The 15,547-nt window shown below is 28.8% G+C and carries 14 protein-coding genes; 3 read left to right on the forward strand and 11 right to left on the reverse strand.

What is annotated here, in order from left to right; all coding sequences use genetic code 11:
* Positions 1-207: 207 nt before the first annotated feature.
* Together Q0731_RS04890 and Q0731_RS04895 are read right to left on the reverse strand one after the other, a co-directional pair.
* Entirely contained in the window at positions 208-885 is a 678-nt protein-coding gene (locus Q0731_RS04890; protein WP_299060687.1) for a ZIP family metal transporter, read from the reverse strand.
* On the reverse strand, positions 882-1,607 hold the full coding sequence (locus Q0731_RS04895; protein WP_299060690.1) for a class I SAM-dependent methyltransferase: 726 nt from the start codon (positions 1,605-1,607) through the stop codon (positions 882-884). The genes Q0731_RS04890 and Q0731_RS04895 overlap by 4 nt, the downstream gene beginning before the upstream one ends.
* Before the next feature lie 222 nt (positions 1,608-1,829).
* Here Q0731_RS04895 and Q0731_RS04900 point away from each other — a divergent pair, with 222 nt between their 5' ends.
* The gene (locus Q0731_RS04900) at positions 1,830-3,023 is read left to right on the forward strand and encodes a class I SAM-dependent RNA methyltransferase (RefSeq protein ID WP_299060692.1); all 1,194 of its coding nucleotides are present in this window, start codon (positions 1,830-1,832) and stop codon (positions 3,021-3,023) included.
* A gap of 78 nt (positions 3,024-3,101) precedes the next feature.
* Here the strand turns inward: Q0731_RS04900 and Q0731_RS04905 are convergent, their stop codons facing one another.
* From Q0731_RS04905 to rlmH, 5 genes are all read right to left on the reverse strand, one after another.
* Positions 3,102-4,136: a M28 family metallopeptidase gene (locus Q0731_RS04905; RefSeq protein WP_299060695.1), complete on the reverse strand. Its 1,035-nt coding sequence runs from the start codon at positions 4,134-4,136 to the stop codon at positions 3,102-3,104.
* Between the two features lie 39 nt (positions 4,137-4,175).
* Positions 4,176-4,970, reverse strand: a complete 795-nt coding sequence (locus Q0731_RS04910; protein WP_299060698.1) for an ABC transporter ATP-binding protein — start codon at positions 4,968-4,970, stop codon at positions 4,176-4,178.
* A gap of 116 nt (positions 4,971-5,086) precedes the next feature.
* Positions 5,087-6,115, reverse strand: coding sequence for an iron ABC transporter permease (locus Q0731_RS04915; RefSeq protein ID WP_299060701.1), 1,029 nt, complete (start codon positions 6,113-6,115; stop codon positions 5,087-5,089).
* Positions 6,116-6,164: 49 nt separating this feature from the next.
* Positions 6,165-6,743, reverse strand: coding sequence for a non-canonical purine NTP diphosphatase (locus tag Q0731_RS04920; RefSeq protein ID WP_299060703.1), 579 nt, complete (start codon positions 6,741-6,743; stop codon positions 6,165-6,167).
* 137 nt (positions 6,744-6,880) lie between these two features.
* Positions 6,881-7,354, reverse strand: coding sequence for a 23S rRNA (pseudouridine(1915)-N(3))-methyltransferase RlmH (gene rlmH / locus Q0731_RS04925; RefSeq protein ID WP_299060705.1), 474 nt, complete (start codon positions 7,352-7,354; stop codon positions 6,881-6,883).
* Between the two features lie 108 nt (positions 7,355-7,462).
* On the opposite strand from rlmH, the gene nadC reads away from it, so the two are divergent.
* Positions 7,463-8,320, forward strand: coding sequence for a carboxylating nicotinate-nucleotide diphosphorylase (gene nadC, locus Q0731_RS04930; RefSeq protein WP_299060708.1), 858 nt, complete (start codon positions 7,463-7,465; stop codon positions 8,318-8,320).
* A 253-nt stretch (positions 8,321-8,573) separates the two neighbouring features.
* Here nadC and Q0731_RS04935 read toward each other — a convergent pair whose 3' ends face one another.
* The 4 genes from Q0731_RS04935 to lysA all read right to left on the reverse strand — a co-directional run bounded on the left by Q0731_RS04935 (position 8,574) and on the right by lysA (position 13,237).
* A complete protein-coding gene (locus Q0731_RS04935; protein WP_299060711.1) occupies positions 8,574-10,697 on the reverse strand; it encodes a Tex family protein in 2,124 nt (707 codons plus the stop codon).
* Between the two features lie 84 nt (positions 10,698-10,781).
* On the reverse strand, positions 10,782-11,297 hold the full coding sequence (locus Q0731_RS04940) for a GNAT family N-acetyltransferase (RefSeq protein WP_299060713.1): 516 nt from the start codon (positions 11,295-11,297) through the stop codon (positions 10,782-10,784).
* A 5-nt stretch (positions 11,298-11,302) separates the two neighbouring features.
* On the reverse strand, positions 11,303-11,914 hold the full coding sequence (locus Q0731_RS04945; RefSeq protein WP_299060718.1) for a fumarylacetoacetate hydrolase family protein: 612 nt from the start codon (positions 11,912-11,914) through the stop codon (positions 11,303-11,305).
* 93 nt (positions 11,915-12,007) lie between these two features.
* A complete protein-coding gene (lysA, locus tag Q0731_RS04950; RefSeq protein ID WP_299060722.1) occupies positions 12,008-13,237 on the reverse strand; it encodes a diaminopimelate decarboxylase in 1,230 nt (409 codons plus the stop codon).
* Positions 13,238-13,518: 281 nt separating this feature from the next.
* Between lysA and Q0731_RS04955 the strand changes: the two genes are divergently transcribed.
* Positions 13,519-15,378, forward strand: coding sequence for a DNA topoisomerase IV subunit B (locus Q0731_RS04955; protein WP_299060725.1), 1,860 nt, complete (start codon positions 13,519-13,521; stop codon positions 15,376-15,378).
* Positions 15,379-15,547: the final 169 nt, after the last annotated feature.

The raw sequence follows: 15,547 nt of genomic DNA on the forward strand, positions 1-15,547 counted from the left end.
TTGCTGGTTCTAGACTACTTACGAAAATCTCCGCAGATTTTCTAATCGGTTTTTATTTGCTAAATTTAGTGTTTAAACCACGCAACTTTCCTTACATAACAACGTTGCTAATTAGTTGTTTTTCAATAATTTAGTTGTAGTTCTGATTTTATTAAACAATATTAAGAGAAAGAATTTTAATTATCAATTTCAACAGCCAAATTACTACTACAAAGTAAAAATAGTCAACAACACACCAAAAATAATTGCAATAAACTTCTGTAAGTTAAATTTATGATTTTCAGTACTTTCAAACAATATTATTGTTGAAATATGTAGAAAAACTCCAATAATAAAAGCTGTTATTTCAGTTGTGTAAGTTGTGAAAAAAGGAATTTTATCTCCCAGTAAAACACCTAAAGGACTCATTAATGCAAACGCAATTAAAAAAACAGCAATTATTTTTTTAGAATAGTTAGTTTTAATTAAAAAAGTAGTTAAAACAATAGCAATTGGTATTTTATGTACAATAATTGCCCATAATAAATTGTCATCAGCATTATGAATTGGCAATCCTTCAGAAAAAGCATGCAAACATAAACTTACAAATAACAATTTTGGAAATTTTTTTCCATCAGAATGAATGTGTATATGCCCATGTTCTGCTCCTTTAGAAAAAGACTCTAAAACAGATTGAATAATAATACCGATTAAAATAAAGATTCCTGTTTTTTTATAGGTTGTAGTTTCAGTATAAACCTCTGGCAACAAATGTAAAATGGTAACCGATAATAAATAAGCACCACTAAAAGCCAATAATAATCGAACAATTTTATTAGAAGGTTTTATAATAAAAACCAAAGCAGCACCAATTAAAACAGATGCTATTAAAAGGATGTAACTCATTTAGCAATAATAATTAATCGATCAGAAGTTTTGGCATTATATTCATTTAAATGATAGTTTCCAAAAACATTTGTAATTGTAAAACCAACTTTTTCAAAGAAAGTAGTCATTTTTTCTAAATCTAAATATTTTACTTGTTCTGTAAAAGTATGATTTTCTCCATCAGCAAAAAAGGAGATATGTTTAAAGATAAAACCGTTTTTAATTTCTCTTTTAATGTTAAAAGTAATATTATCAACTGTTTTGGTTTCTTTTATAACTAAATTGAGTTTTACTTTTTCTGCATTTAAAAAGTCAAATACAAAAAAACCACCTTTATTTAAACCTTGCTTAATATTATCAAGTATTAGAATGTCTTCTTTATCATCTTCAAAATAACCAAAGCTTGTAAATAGATTAAAAACAGCATCATATTTATTGTTAAAAGTCTGTCGCATATCATGAACTTTAAAATTTAAAGTATCATTTTCAAACTCCTTCGCAGATTTAATACTGTTTTCAGCTAAATCTCCACCTGTAACTTTGTAGCCTAAAGAATTTAAAAATACAGAATGACGGCCTTTTCCACAAGGTAAATCTAAAATATGCGTTGTTTTGGGCAAGTTTAAAAAAGAAGTAATATTCTTCATAAACAACTGTGCTTCATCATCATTTCTTTCCTTATATAAAGTGTGATAATAAGAAGTATTAAACCAATCTGTAAACCAATCTTTTGTTTTCATAAGTAAATTGAGTCGGTAAAAGTAACTAAATATTACGTTTTTAAAAATGAATTTTTATAAATATAAGTTTACAGTATTTAGTTGCAGCTTTCAATAGCAGTTTTTAGTGCTATTCTGAAAACTGCTACTGTAAACTTATAAGAACTATCAACTTTAAAAATATTTAAGATAAACCTGAAACTATCAACTAAAAACTAACAACAAAAAAACTACATTTGCAATATGAACAGAGATTTTAAAATGACGGCAACAACACTTTTTGGTTTAGAAGGTGTTTTGGCAAAAGAGTTGAAAGAATTAGGAGCCCAAGATATAAAAGAAGGCATTAGAATGGTTTCTTTTAGAGGTGATACTGGTTTTATGTACAAAGCAAACATTGCTTTAAGAACTGCTGTTAGAATTTTAAAGCCTATAAAAGTTTGTAAAATTTACGATGAAGAAGATTTGTATGAGGCGATTCAGAAAATAAAATGGGAAAACTATTTAGAAACTGAAGGTACTTTTGCAATAGGAGCTGTTGTAAACTCTAAAAATTTTACATCAAACTCACATTATATTTCTTTAAAATCTAAAGATGCAATTGCAGATTATTTTAGACATAAATATAGTAAAAGACCTAATGTAGACTTAGATTATCCAGATTTAAAAGTACACATTCATATTCATAAAGAATGGTTGACTGTTTCTTTAGATTCCTCTGGAGATTCTTTACACAAAAGAGGCTACAGAACAGCTACTAATATTGCACCAATTAACGAAGTTTTGGCTGCAGGTATGGTTTTATTATCTGGTTATACTGGTGATGAAAACTTTATAGATCCTATGTGTGGTTCTGGTACAATTTTAATTGAAGCTGCAATGATTGCCAATCATATTCCTGCAAACATCAACAGAAAATTATTCGCTTTTGAGAATTGGAAAGATTATGATGAAGACCTGTATTTTACCATTCAAGAATCTTTATTAAAGAAAATTAGATCTTCTCATTTTAAAATTATGGGGTTTGATAAAGCTCCTTCTGCAGTTCAAAAAGCTCAAGCAAATATAGAAAGTGCTAATTTAGACGAGTTTATTGGTGTGCATCATGTAAATTTTTTCAATTCTAAAAAAGAAGTTTTTGGTAACACTACTATTTTGTTCAATCCTCCTTACGGAGAACGTTTAAATATTGACACAGAAGAGTTTTATAAAAAAATAGGCGATACCTTAAAACATAATTATCCAGGTTCTACTGCTTGGTTAATCACCTCAGATACAGATGCTTTAAAATGTGTAGGTTTAAGAACCTCAAAAAGAATTGCACTTAAAAACGGAGATTTAAACTGTAAGTTTGTAAAGTATGAGTTGTATGAGGGAACTCGTAAGTTTAAAGAACCTAAAGAGGATTCTGAAATTGAAAATGCTACAGAAGATTAGTTGCTATAAAATTTACAGTTAATTATTTTTAGTTGAAGATTATTCTATAATCTTCAACTAAAAATAATCTATTCTATTCTATTCTATACCCACTTTATCAACCACTAATCTTTGTTTTCTGTTAGCAATTCCCCAAGCTGTATGAAAAATTAAACGTGTTCTTTTAGCTAATAAATCGTATTCAATTTTATCTGGTGTATCTGTTGGTTTGTGATAATCTTCATGTGTTCCGTTAAAATAAAAAATGACAGGGATATTGTGTTTTGCAAAGTTATAATGGTCTGATCTGTAGTAAAAACGATTTGGGTCGTTTATGTCATTAAATCGATAGTCTAAATTAATTTGGGTGTATTTTGCATTTATACTGTCAGATACTTGGTGTAATTGTGTACTTAATCTATCAGAACCAATTAAATATACGTAATTAGAATCTGCTTTGTGTAAATCATCAACTCTACCAATCATATCAATATTTAAATTACAAACTGTATTTGCTAATGGAAATATTGGGTTTTCTGTATAATATTTAGAACCTAACAAGCCTTTTTCTTCTCCAGTAACATGTAAAAATAAGATAGATCTTTTTGGGCCTTTACCAGCTTTTTCCGCTTTTTTAAAAGCTGCTGCAATTTCTAAAATTGCCATAGAACCAGAAGCATCATCATCTGCACCATTGTAAACTTGTCCGTTTTTAACACCTTCATGATCTAAATGTGCAGAAATTACAACAATTTCATCTGGTTTTTCAGTCCCTTTTATAAAGCCTAATACGTTTTCAGAATCTTTTAATTTACCCCTTCTAGAATTTTTATTTAAAAATTTTGCGGGTACTTTTTGATAGTAATTATCTGTACCAAAGGCAGAAGCTATATTATTATTTACATAAAAGTCTTTTAAATATTTTACAGCTTTTTTTTGTCCAGGTTCTCCTGTATTTCTTCCTTCAAAAGCATCCGAAGCAAAAATATAAACATGTTCTTTTAACTTTTTAGCGGTTATAGAGGCTGCAAATTTAGATGCAAAATCTTTTGTTAACGCTTTTTTTGAAGTCTTTTTACTAGAGCTACATGCAATAAAAAATAAGAGACCAAAAGTATAAAATAATTGTTTCATTAATTTTTTTAAAAATAATAATTTACTAAAGGTATAAAATTAATTTTTGTTGATTACAAATTGTTGCAAGGTTTTATTAAAATTAACAAGATTTTTAGGAAATAAAATATCAAAAGCATTGTTTGCAATTAACTCAGATGGTTTTCCTGTAAAAAATGTTTTTTCAGTTAAAAGTATAATTTCATCTGCTAACTGAATTGCCAAATTAATTTCATGTGTAGAAATGATGATTGTTTTTTTAGTTTGTAACACTAATTGTTTTAACAAAGAAAATATTTTTATGGTTTGATGCATGTCTAAATGAGCAGTAGGTTCATCTAAAATAATAATTTCGGTGTCTTGTGCTAAGGCTCTTGCAATTAATACTCTTTGCAATTGGCCATCACTTAATTCGTAAAAACGTTTGTTTTTAAGATGTTTAATTTCTGTTTGTGCAATAGCAGTTTCTATTTTTTCAATGTCTTTTTTAGAGAGTGTATCTATCCAATTTGTGTAAGGTTGTCTTCCTAAGGCAATTAGCTCATAAACCGTTAATTGACTTTCTGGCAAACGTTCTGTTAAAACCAGACTTAATTGTTTAGAAAGTTGTTGTTCTGTTAATTTTTCTATTTTTTTTTGGTTGATGTAAACATTCCCTGAAATTGGTTGTTGTACTTTAGAAAGTGTTCTTAATAAAGTAGATTTTCCAATTCCGTTTTTTCCTAAAACAGTTACTAACTTTCCTTTTTCAATGTCTAAATTGATGTTTGAAGCTACAATTTTAGGTGTTTTTTTATGCTGATAACCTATAGATAGATTTTCAGTTTTAAGGATGATATGTTTGTTTTCTTTCACAGAGCTTCACAGAGTTTGTTCACAGAGTTTCACAGATAATATTTAATTATATTAGTTTTAAAGTTTTCACTCTAAAACTATGTTTTCTATGTTTCTATGGGGGCATTTTTTTCATTTTAAACAAATATCCGTTTTTTTCTAACCAATAACCAAATTACAATAGGAGCTCCAAATAAGGAAGTTATTGCATTAATTGGCAACGTAAATTCGCTTGTTGGTAATTGAGCAATACCATCACAAATTAATAAAACAATTGCACCAATAATGGCAACTGCAGGGATTAATATTTTATGATTAGAACTAAAAAACAACATTTTTGCGATATGAGGTACTGCCAAACCCACAAAAGCAATTGGGCCAGAAAAAGCAGTAATAACACCTGTTAAAACACTTGTAATTAACAAAATAACATTCCTGCTTTTTTTAATATTAATTCCTAAACTTTTGGCGTAATTTTCTCCTAACAGCAAACTGTTTAAAGGTTTTATAACTGCAATTGTACTTAGAATACCAAAAGTATAAATAATAGCAAAAACGCTAATTTCATTCCAAGATAAATTACCCAAACTACCAAAAGACCAAAATAAATATTGTTGTATTTGAGCAGCTTCACTAAAATAGGCTAATACACTAATAATTGAAGCTGTTAAACTACCAAACATCAATCCAATAATTAAAATAGACATGGTGTTTCTTACCTTATTTGCAGCAATAATTACTGCTAATAACACTAAAAATGATCCTAAACTAGCTGCAATTGGTAAAGACCAGTTAGATAAAGTATCTGTTAAAAAAAAACCACCAAAAATAGAAGACCCTAAGATTAAAAGAGCAACACCTAAACTTGCACCAGAAGAAATACCCAACACAAAAGGGCCTGCCAAAGGATTTTTAAATAAGGTTTGCATTAACAAACCACAAATAGACAAACCAGAACCCACTAATATTGCAGTAATTGCTTTTGGGATTCTAAAATTTATAATAATGGTTTCCCAACTATCTTTAGCAACATTACCACCAAAAATACTACTAAAAATATCTTTAAACGGAATAGAAACCGACCCAAAACTAATGTTTAAAAAGAATAAAGTTATCAGTAAAACTGATAAAAAAATAAAATGTTTTGTGTAGGATTTGTTTTCCATTCAGTAAAATAGACCTCGCAGGTTTTTAAAATCTGTGAGGTCTTATAATTTATTTATATTCTTTTAAAAAAGCAACTAACTTCTGTATTGCAATGCCTCTATGAGAAATTTTATTTTTTTCTTCTTGCGTCATTTCTGCAAAAGATTTTTCAAATCCTTTAGGTTTAAAAATAGGATCGTAACCAAAACCTTTTTCTCCTTGTTTTTTGGTTAAAATATCGCCTTTACAAATTCCTTCAAAATGAAATTCTTTATCATTTATATTAAGAGCAATAGCAGTTCTAAATTGTGCTTTTCTATTTGTTTTACCCTCTAAATCTTCTAATAATTTATCCATATTATTTTCAGAATTAGCAGGTTTTCCAGCAAAACGAGCAGAATAAACTCCGGGTTTTCCTTTTAAACTTTCTACTTCTAAGCCAGTATCATCAGCAAAACAATTATACTTATAATTCTTAGTAATATAGTCTGCTTTTAATTGTGCATTGCCTTCTAAAGTGGTTTCTGTTTCTTCAATTTCATCAAAACAATCAATGTCTTTTAAACTCAATAATTCTATAGAACTTGGTAACATTTCTTGTACTTCTTTTAGTTTGTTAAGATTGTTTGTAGCAAAAACGAGTTTCATTTTATGTGCATAAAGTATTAAAGGACAAAGTTACAAAAGATAAGACACGAATTTCACAGATTTCATGGATAAAAAATACAACGATTCCACAAAGATTTCTCTTCCCTTAAGAAAGAATAGGATGGGCTTTAGGATTTTTATTCATGATGATAAGGTTCATTCTTTAAAATAGTAAAACCTCTGTACAATTGTTCTACAATAAAAAGACGAATCATTTGATGCGAAAATGTCATTTTAGATAATGATATTTTACCAGTAGATTTTTTATAAACCGCCTCAGAAAAACCATAAGGTCCACCAATTACTAAAACCAATTGTTTAATACCAGAATTCATTTTTTTTTGAAGATATTTAGAAAATTCAATAGAAGTATAGTGTTTTCCCTTATCGTCTAACAAAACTAAATTGTCTGTGTTTTGTAATTTAGATAAAAGGAGTTCGCCTTCTTTTTCTTTTTGTTGAACTTCAGATAAATTCTTCACATTTTTAATATCTGGTATAATTTCTAACTCAAACTTTATATAATGTTTCAATCGGTTTTGATATTCACTAATTAATTGAATTAAGTTTTTATTGTCTGTTTTACCAATGGCAAGTAATTTAATTTTCATGTTTCAAAATTACGAATTATGAATTAAGTATTACTAATTTTTAACGTAATTGATCATTCGTAATTCATAATTAAAATGTTATTTTTACATCAGAATTAAAAACCATTTATGATTTCAGAAGCACAATTTCAAAAAGAATTAGATTTAATTATAAAAAATGCCATTAGAGAAGATATTGGAGATGGAGATCATACCTCACTTTCTTGTATTCCTGCTAATGCAACAGGGAAAGCAAAATTATTGGTAAAAGATGATGGAATTATTGCTGGAGTTGAATTTGCAAAACAAGTTTTTAATTATGTTGATGCTGATTTACACGTAGAAACCTTTATAAATGATGGCGAAAAAGTAAAGTTTGGCGATGTTGTTTTTTATGTTTCAGGAAAATCACAATCTATTTTAATGGCGGAACGTTTGGTTTTAAACGCCATGCAAAGAATGAGTGCAATTGCAACCAAAACTGCTTTTTTTGCTGATTTATTAAAAGGAACAAAAACAAAAGTTTTAGATACCAGAAAAACAACACCAGGAATTAGAGCTTTAGAGAAATGGGCTGTAAAAATAGGAGGAGGAGAAAACCATCGTTTTGCTTTGTATGATATGGTGATGATTAAGGACAATCATATTGATTTTGCGGGTGGAATTACTGCTGCAATTACAAAAACAAAGCAATATTTAGCAGATAAAAATATAGATATTAAAATTATTGTAGAAGCTAGAAGTTTAGAAGAAATTAAAGAAATACTATCAAACGAAGGTGTTTACAGAATTTTAATTGACAATTTTAATTATGAAGATACTAAAACTGCAGTTGCTTTAATTGGTAATACTTGTTTGACAGAATCTTCTGGCGGAATTAATGAAGAAACCATCAGAAAATACGCAGAATGTGGTGTCGATTTTATTTCTTCTGGTGCATTAACACATTCTGTTTATAATTTAGATTTGAGTTTAAAAGCGGTTTAAAATAATTTCCAGTTTAAGGTTTCATTACAAATTATCTGTCATTTATGCTTATGTAAGAATTACAGATAGTTTGTAAATAATTATATAGTCAGCAAAGAGTTTTCTAAAATTGATGTACCAAAACAGAAAAAAAGAGAATATGATAAATGTATTTTTAATAGTTAATATCGAATGAATTATCTAGTTAAATATCTGTTTTTTAGTTAATTATTTTTAAAAAGTAAATAATATTTTTTTCTGTTTTTAATAAGATTTATTTTACCAAAGCCAATTGAATTCGTTTCCTAATTACATCAACCTCTAAAACTTTTACAATAATTTGTTGTTGTAAATTTACAATGGCATTTACATCTTTTACAAAAGTATCTGATAAATTAGAAACGTGTATTAAGCCACTTTCTTTGATGCCAACATCCACAAAACAACCAAAATTGGTAATGTTATTGACAATGCCTGGTAATAGTTGTCCAATTCTTAAATCGGAAATTGTTTTGATGTTTTTATCAAAAGAAAATACTTTTGCTTTTTCTCTGGGGTCTAAACCTGGTTTTTCTAGTTCTTTAACAATATCTTGTAAAGTAGGCAAACCAATGGTTTCTGTTGTGTAATTTTTAAGATTAATTTTTTGAATCAATTCTTTATTACCAATAAATTCTGAAACTTTTTTATGATTATCTTTTGCAATTTTATCAACCAAAGCATAACTTTCTGGATGCACAGCAGAATCATCTAATGGATTTTTGCCGTTTTTAATTCTTAAAAAACCAGCTGCTTGTTCATAAGCTTTTCCGCCTAAACGAGGCACTTTTTTAACTTCATTTCTAGAAGAGAAAGAACCATTTTCGTTTCTGTAATTCACGATATTTTCTGCCAATTTTGATCCAATTCCAGAAACATAACTTAATAAAGATTCACTAGCAGTATTTATGTTTACACCAATGGTATTTACACAACTTTGTACAGTTTGGTCTAAAGAATTTTTTAGTTTTGTTTGATCTACATCATGCTGATATTGCCCAACTCCAATTGATTTGGCATCAATCTTAACCAACTCTGCCAAAGGATCTTGCAGACGTCTACCAATTGATACAGAACCTCTAACTGTAACATCGTAATTTGGGAATTCATCTCTTGCAATTTTTGATGCCGAGTAAATTGAGGCTCCAGCTTCACTTACCACAAACACATCTACAGAATGTTTAAATTCAATTTTTTTAACCAATTGTTCAGTTTCTCTAGAAGCTGTTCCATTTCCAATGGCAATTGCTTCAATTTTATGAGCATCTACTAAAAAACTAATTTTTTTAATGGCTTCTAATTTCTGGTTTTGAGGTTCGTGAGGAAAAATGTTTTCATTGTGTTCTAATTCTCCTTGTGCATTTAAGCAAACTACTTTACAACCAGATCTAAAACCAGGGTCTATAGCCAAAATTCTTTTTTCTCCCAAAGGAGCTCCTAAAAGTAATTGTTTAAGATTTTTAGAAAATACCATAATAGCCTCTTCATCTGCTTTTTCTTTGGCAAGAGATAGTCTTTCATTAGACAAAGAAGGATATAGCAAACGTTTAAAAGCATCTTTAATTGCCAGTTCAATTTGCTCAGAACATTCGTTTTGAGAACGGATAATTCTGTTAGCTAGTCTATGTAAAATTCTTTCAGAATCAATTTCTATTTTTAAACGAATAAAACCTTCCTTTTCTGCTCTTAAAATAGCCAACAATCTATGAGATGGAATTCTACTTAAAGATTCACTCCAATCAAAATAATCTTTAAATTTTTGTGCTTTTTCTAAATCTTTTTCCTTTTTGATAACTTTTGATGAAATAATTGCATATTTTTCTAATTCTCTACGAATCGTATTTCTAATATCCGTTCTTTCATTAATCCATTCTGCAATAATAAAACGAGCACCTTCTAGAGCAACTTCTATAGTTTCAACTTCGTTGGATGTATATTTTGAGGCTGTATGTTCTAAATCTCTAATATTCTGACTCATGATCATTTTTGCCAACGGTTCTAAACCTTGTAAACGAGCAGTTTCTGCTTTTGTTTTTCGTTTTTTCTTAAAAGGCAAATACAAATCTTCTAAAGAAATAATGTCTTTAGAATCACTTACTTTTTCTTTTAATTCTGATGTAAGAACACCTTGCTCTTCCAAAGCTTTTAAAATCGCTTTTTTACGTTTTTCTAAGCTCTCAAAAAGTTCTTTAAATTTTACAATTTCGCCAATTTGAACTTCATCTAAATTACCAGTCATTTCCTTTCTGTACCTGCTTATAAAAGGAATAGTAGCATCTTCATTTAAAAGAGAAATAGTATTTTCTACAGATTTAGCTGAAAGTTGGGTTTGCTGAATTATATATTGAAGGATTTGCATTTTATAATTTGAATTTTTATTGAAAAAAAGAAACCTCATAAAGTAAATTTATGAGGTTGTAAATATAGTTTTAATATTGAAATATTAAGAGATTACTTTCTCAAAAGCCAATCTTTTTGCGTTATAACTGGTGTAAATAATGCCACAATATTTGTACCCTAATTTTTTAATTAAAGATTGCATTCCAAGATTATCTTTATGAGTATCAATCTTTAAACTTTGTATGCTTTTATTTTTTAATTGCTGATGAAACTCATCAAAAAGAAACGTTGCCAAACCAAATTGTCTAAATTCTTTTTTGATTGCCATTCTATGAATTACACCATAAGTTTCATCTTCAGCAATCAACCAATTTCCTTCTAAAATGGTTTTGTAAGTTGGTTCTTTTCTAAGGGTAAACATAGAAGTTGCTATAATTAGATTTTCATCATTTATAACTACATAACTTTCATCTTTTTTGATATCGTTTTCTACTTGTGCTGCATTTGGATATCCATTTTGCCACTGATCTATATTTTGAGACGCTAAATATTGTTTTGCATCTTCAATAATGATCATAATATGTGGAATATCATCAAAAGTAGAAAGTCTAATTTTCATCAGAATTATATCATCTTAAAATCTAACAATAACTCTCCATTTACAGAACACTGTAATTGATCTCCTTTAAAGATTTCTCCTTTCCCCAAAGCAGGAGTTCCTGTAAAAATTAAATCTCCAGGTTGTAGAGTCATATATTTAGATATAAAAACAATAATATCAGCAAAATCGTTAATCATATAAGCTGTATTACTTTTTTGTTTTTCAATTCCGTTAATTTTTAAATCGAAATCAATATCCCCTAAATTATAATCACTAATTGGTTTAAAACTAGATATTGGTGCAGCACCATCAAACCCTTTGGCAAACTCCCAAGGATGTTTTGTTTCTCTAGCGTCTTTTAAAATATCAGTTGCTGTATAATCTATACCAACAGCAATTTCAGATATATAAGAATTAGCATCCTCTTTAGAGATGTTTTTACCTTCTTTACCAATTTTTACAACTAATTCTACTTCGTAAATTAATTCGTTGGTAATGCTACTTGGGTAGGCTACATCACAATTAACAGCTAAACTAGATTCAGGTTTAGAAAAAATGAATTTTTTACCTTTCTTTTTTTCTGATATGTCTTTTAAATCAGTAACATAATTGCTTCCTATTCCTAATATTTTCATTTTAAATTTGTTTTAATTTGTTAAGTGAATTTAATGAAAAATCCATCAAAAAATATATTTTTGATGGATTTATATTTTATATAAAAATTTATTTTAAGCCTCTACTTTTTCAGTTTTAGAAAAATCAACAACAACTTGATTGTGTAAAATATCTGCTATGGTTTGTCTTTTTCTAATTAAGTAATCTTTGCCTTTATACACCATCACTTCTGCAGGAATATAACGTGAGTTGTAGTTAGACGCCATAGAAAAACAATACGCACCTGCATTATGGAAACATAATACATCTTCTTCAGAAATTTCTGCAATTCTTCTATTAGATGCAAAGGTATCCGTCTCACAAATATAACCAACTACAGAGTAATAACGATCTCTTCCTTCTGCATTAGAAATGTTTGTAATATGATGATAAGAATTGTACATCATTGGTCTTACCAAATGATTAAAACCAGAATCTACATGTGCAAAAACGGTAGAAGTAGTTTGTTTAACCACATTTACTTTTGCTAAAAAAGAACCAGCCTCAGAAACTAAAAACTTACCAGGCTCAAACATTAACGTAATGTCTTTGCCATAATCTTTACAAAATTCATCAAATCTTTCTGATAATTGTACGCCTAATTGCTCAATATCTGTAGAAATATCTCCTTCTTTGTAAGGTACTTTAAATCCGCTTCCAAAATCTATAAAATCGATGTTTTTAAATTGCTTAGCAACATCAAATAAAATATCAGATGCACGTAAAAAAGTATCGATATCTAAAATATCAGAACCTGTGTGCATGTGAATACCATTGATATTCATGCCTGTATTTTCTACAACTCTTTTGATATGAGGAACTTGATGAATTGAAATTCCGAATTTAGAATCGATATGTCCAACAGAAATTTTAGAATTTCCTCCAGCCATAATATGTGGATTGATACGCACACAAACAGGAATATTTGGGTGTTTTTGTCCAAATTGCTCTAAAATAGAAAGGTTGTCAATATTAATTTGAACGCCTAATTTAGCCACTTCTTCAATTTCTGATAAAGAAACACCATTTGGCGTATAAATAATATTTTTAGGGTCAATACCAGTTGTTAAACACAATTGTACTTCTTGGTAAGAAACAGTATCTAAACCTGCACCTAGATTCTTTAAAAACTTTAATATGTTGATGTTAGAGAGTGCTTTTACAGCATAGTTTAATTTTAAACTTTTAACATTGCTAAAAGCATTTGTTAATCGATTATATTGCGATTCAATTTTATCTGTATCGTAAACATATAAGGGACTTCCGTATTTGTTTGCTAATTTTATAAGTTGTGCGTTTTCCACTTTATTTTAATTTATAATAAAGTTCAAAAGTAATACAATTGTTCAGTAATTAATCATTTGTTTAAAAATACAACATATTGTTTTTTTTTGTGATTTTTTACAAAGCCTACAAGCTTTATTCTATGGGTAATATGCAAAAAAGCCAAAAGCTAAACCTCTAAAGCTTTTAGCTGTTTTTTCGTTAAAATCATGTTGATAACTAATTAGGAAAGCTATTCCTTTTTTAAGCCTTAAATCTTACTTTTACAAATACATCAAACCTAATAGCTGTAAGCATTTTTATGAGTAAAGAAACAAAATATACAGAAGATAATATTAGATCTTTAGACTGGAAAGAGCATATTAGAATGCGTCCAGGAATGTACATTGGTAAGTTAGGAGATGGTTCTTCTGCAGACGATGGAATTTATATTTTGGTAAAAGAAGTTTTAGATAATTCTATTGATGAATATGTGATGGGTGCAGGTAAAACCATCGAAATTTCTATTCAAGGAAGTAAAGTTACAGTTAGAGATTATGGACGAGGAATCCCTTTAGGAAAAGTAGTTGACGTAGTTTCTAAAATGAATACTGGTGGTAAGTATGATTCTAAGGCTTTTAAAAAATCTGTGGGTTTAAATGGTGTTGGTACCAAAGCTGTAAATGCACTTTCGTCTTATTTTAGAGTAGAATCTTCTAGAGAAGGAAAATCTGCCTCTGCAGAATTTAGTCAAGGAAATTTAGAAAATGAAGAATTTTTAGAAGAAAGTTCTCGTAGAAAAGGAACCAAAGTTCAGTTTATTCCTGATGAAATTATTTTTAAAAACTACAAGTTTAGAAATGAATATGTAGCAAAAATGTTGAAAAATTATGTGTATTTAAACCCAGGTTTGACCATAATTTTTAACGGAGAAAAGTTTTTCTCAGAAAACGGATTGAAAGATTTATTGGAAGATAACAACAATAAAGAAGACATGTTGTATCCAATAATTCATTTAAAAGGAGATGATATAGAAGTTGCTATAACACATAGCAAAACACAATATTCAGAGGAATACCACTCTTTTGTAAATGGGCAACACACAACACAAGGAGGTACACACCAATCTGCTTTTAGAGAAGCAGTTGTAAAAACCATTCGTGATTTTTACGGAAAGAATTTTGAAGCTTCAGACATTAGAAAATCTATTATTTCTGCAATTGCTATAAAAGTAATGGAACCCGTTTTTGAAAGTCAGACTAAAACAAAATTAGGTTCTACAGATATGGGAGGCGATTTACCTACTGTTAGAACTTATATTAACGATTTTCTAAAAACCAAATTAGATAACTTTCTACATAAAAACCCAAATGTTGCAGACAAGCTACAAAAGAAAATTGTACAAGCAGAAAAAGAACGAAAAGAATTATCTGGCATACGAAAACTAGCAAAAGATAGAGCTAAAAAAGCGAGTTTACATAATAAGAAATTACGCGATTGTAGAATTCATTTGGGTGATATTAAAAAGGATAATTATTTAGATACTACTTTATTTATTACAGAGGGAGATTCTGCTTCTGGTTCTATAACAAAATCTAGAAATGTAAATACACAAGCCGTTTTTAGTTTAAAAGGAAAGCCTTTAAACTCCTTTGGATTAAGTAAAAAAATTGTGTACGAAAATGAGGAATTCAACCTTTTACAGGCCGCTTTAAATATAGAAGATGGTTTAGAAGACTTACGTTATAATAATATTGTAATTGCTACAGATGCAGATGTAGATGGAATGCATATTAGGTTATTATTAATTACATTTTTCTTGCAATTTTTTCCAGAATTGATAAAAGAAGGTCATTTATTTATTTTAGAAACACCTCTTTTTAGAGTTAGAAATAAAAAACAAACTTTTTATTGTTATTCTGATGAAGAGAAGCGTGAAGCGATAGAAAAGTTAAGAGGAAAACCAGAAATAACGAGATTTAAAGGTTTGGGTGAAATTTCACCAAACGAATTTGTGCATTTTATTGGAGATGATATTAGATTAGATCCAGTAATGTTAGACAAAGAAATGTCTATTGAACAAATGTTACAGTTTTATATGGGGAAAAATACACCAGATAGACAGAAATTTATTATTGAGAATTTAAAGGTGGAGTTGGATTATGTGGAGGAGGAAGTCTAATCCTATCCTAAATCCTTTCCAAAGGAAAGGACTTTTAGCAAGTTTGTGGAATTGGAGGTGCCAAATTGACTCCTCCAAATCATATATAGACCTCACAGGTTTTCAAAACTGGTGAGGTCTGAAACACGAAAATCTTGAGGTCGCAATTTGCGTCGTCAAGATTTAAATA

This window comes from uncultured Polaribacter sp., assembly GCF_947497695.1.
Taxonomy (GTDB): Bacteria; Bacteroidota; Bacteroidia; order Flavobacteriales; family Flavobacteriaceae; genus Polaribacter.

What these genes read in the sequence shown, in the direction of transcription:
- Q0731_RS04890 (WP_299060687.1), bottom strand. Translation starts at nt 885, where the DNA reads ATGAGTTACATCCTTTTAATAGCATCTGTTTTAATTGGTGCTGCTTTG.
- Q0731_RS04895 (WP_299060690.1), bottom strand. Translation starts at nt 1,607, where the DNA reads ATGAAAACAAAAGATTGGTTTACAGATTGGTTTAATACTTCTTATTAT.
- Q0731_RS04900 (WP_299060692.1), top strand. Translation starts at nt 1,830, where the DNA reads ATGAACAGAGATTTTAAAATGACGGCAACAACACTTTTTGGTTTAGAA.
- Q0731_RS04905 (WP_299060695.1), bottom strand. Translation starts at nt 4,136, where the DNA reads ATGAAACAATTATTTTATACTTTTGGTCTCTTATTTTTTATTGCATGT.
- Q0731_RS04915 (WP_299060701.1), bottom strand. Translation starts at nt 6,115, where the DNA reads ATGGAAAACAAATCCTACACAAAACATTTTATTTTTTTATCAGTTTTA.
- Q0731_RS04920 (WP_299060703.1), bottom strand. Translation starts at nt 6,743, where the DNA reads ATGAAACTCGTTTTTGCTACAAACAATCTTAACAAACTAAAAGAAGTA.
- rlmH (WP_299060705.1), bottom strand. Translation starts at nt 7,354, where the DNA reads ATGAAAATTAAATTACTTGCCATTGGTAAAACAGACAATAAAAACTTA.
- nadC (WP_299060708.1), top strand. Translation starts at nt 7,463, where the DNA reads ATGATTTCAGAAGCACAATTTCAAAAAGAATTAGATTTAATTATAAAA.
- Q0731_RS04935 (WP_299060711.1), bottom strand. Translation starts at nt 10,697, where the DNA reads ATGCAAATCCTTCAATATATAATTCAGCAAACCCAACTTTCAGCTAAA.
- Q0731_RS04940 (WP_299060713.1), bottom strand. Translation starts at nt 11,297, where the DNA reads ATGAAAATTAGACTTTCTACTTTTGATGATATTCCACATATTATGATC.
- Q0731_RS04945 (WP_299060718.1), bottom strand. Translation starts at nt 11,914, where the DNA reads ATGAAAATATTAGGAATAGGAAGCAATTATGTTACTGATTTAAAAGAC.
- Q0731_RS04955 (WP_299060725.1), top strand. Translation starts at nt 13,519, where the DNA reads ATGAGTAAAGAAACAAAATATACAGAAGATAATATTAGATCTTTAGAC.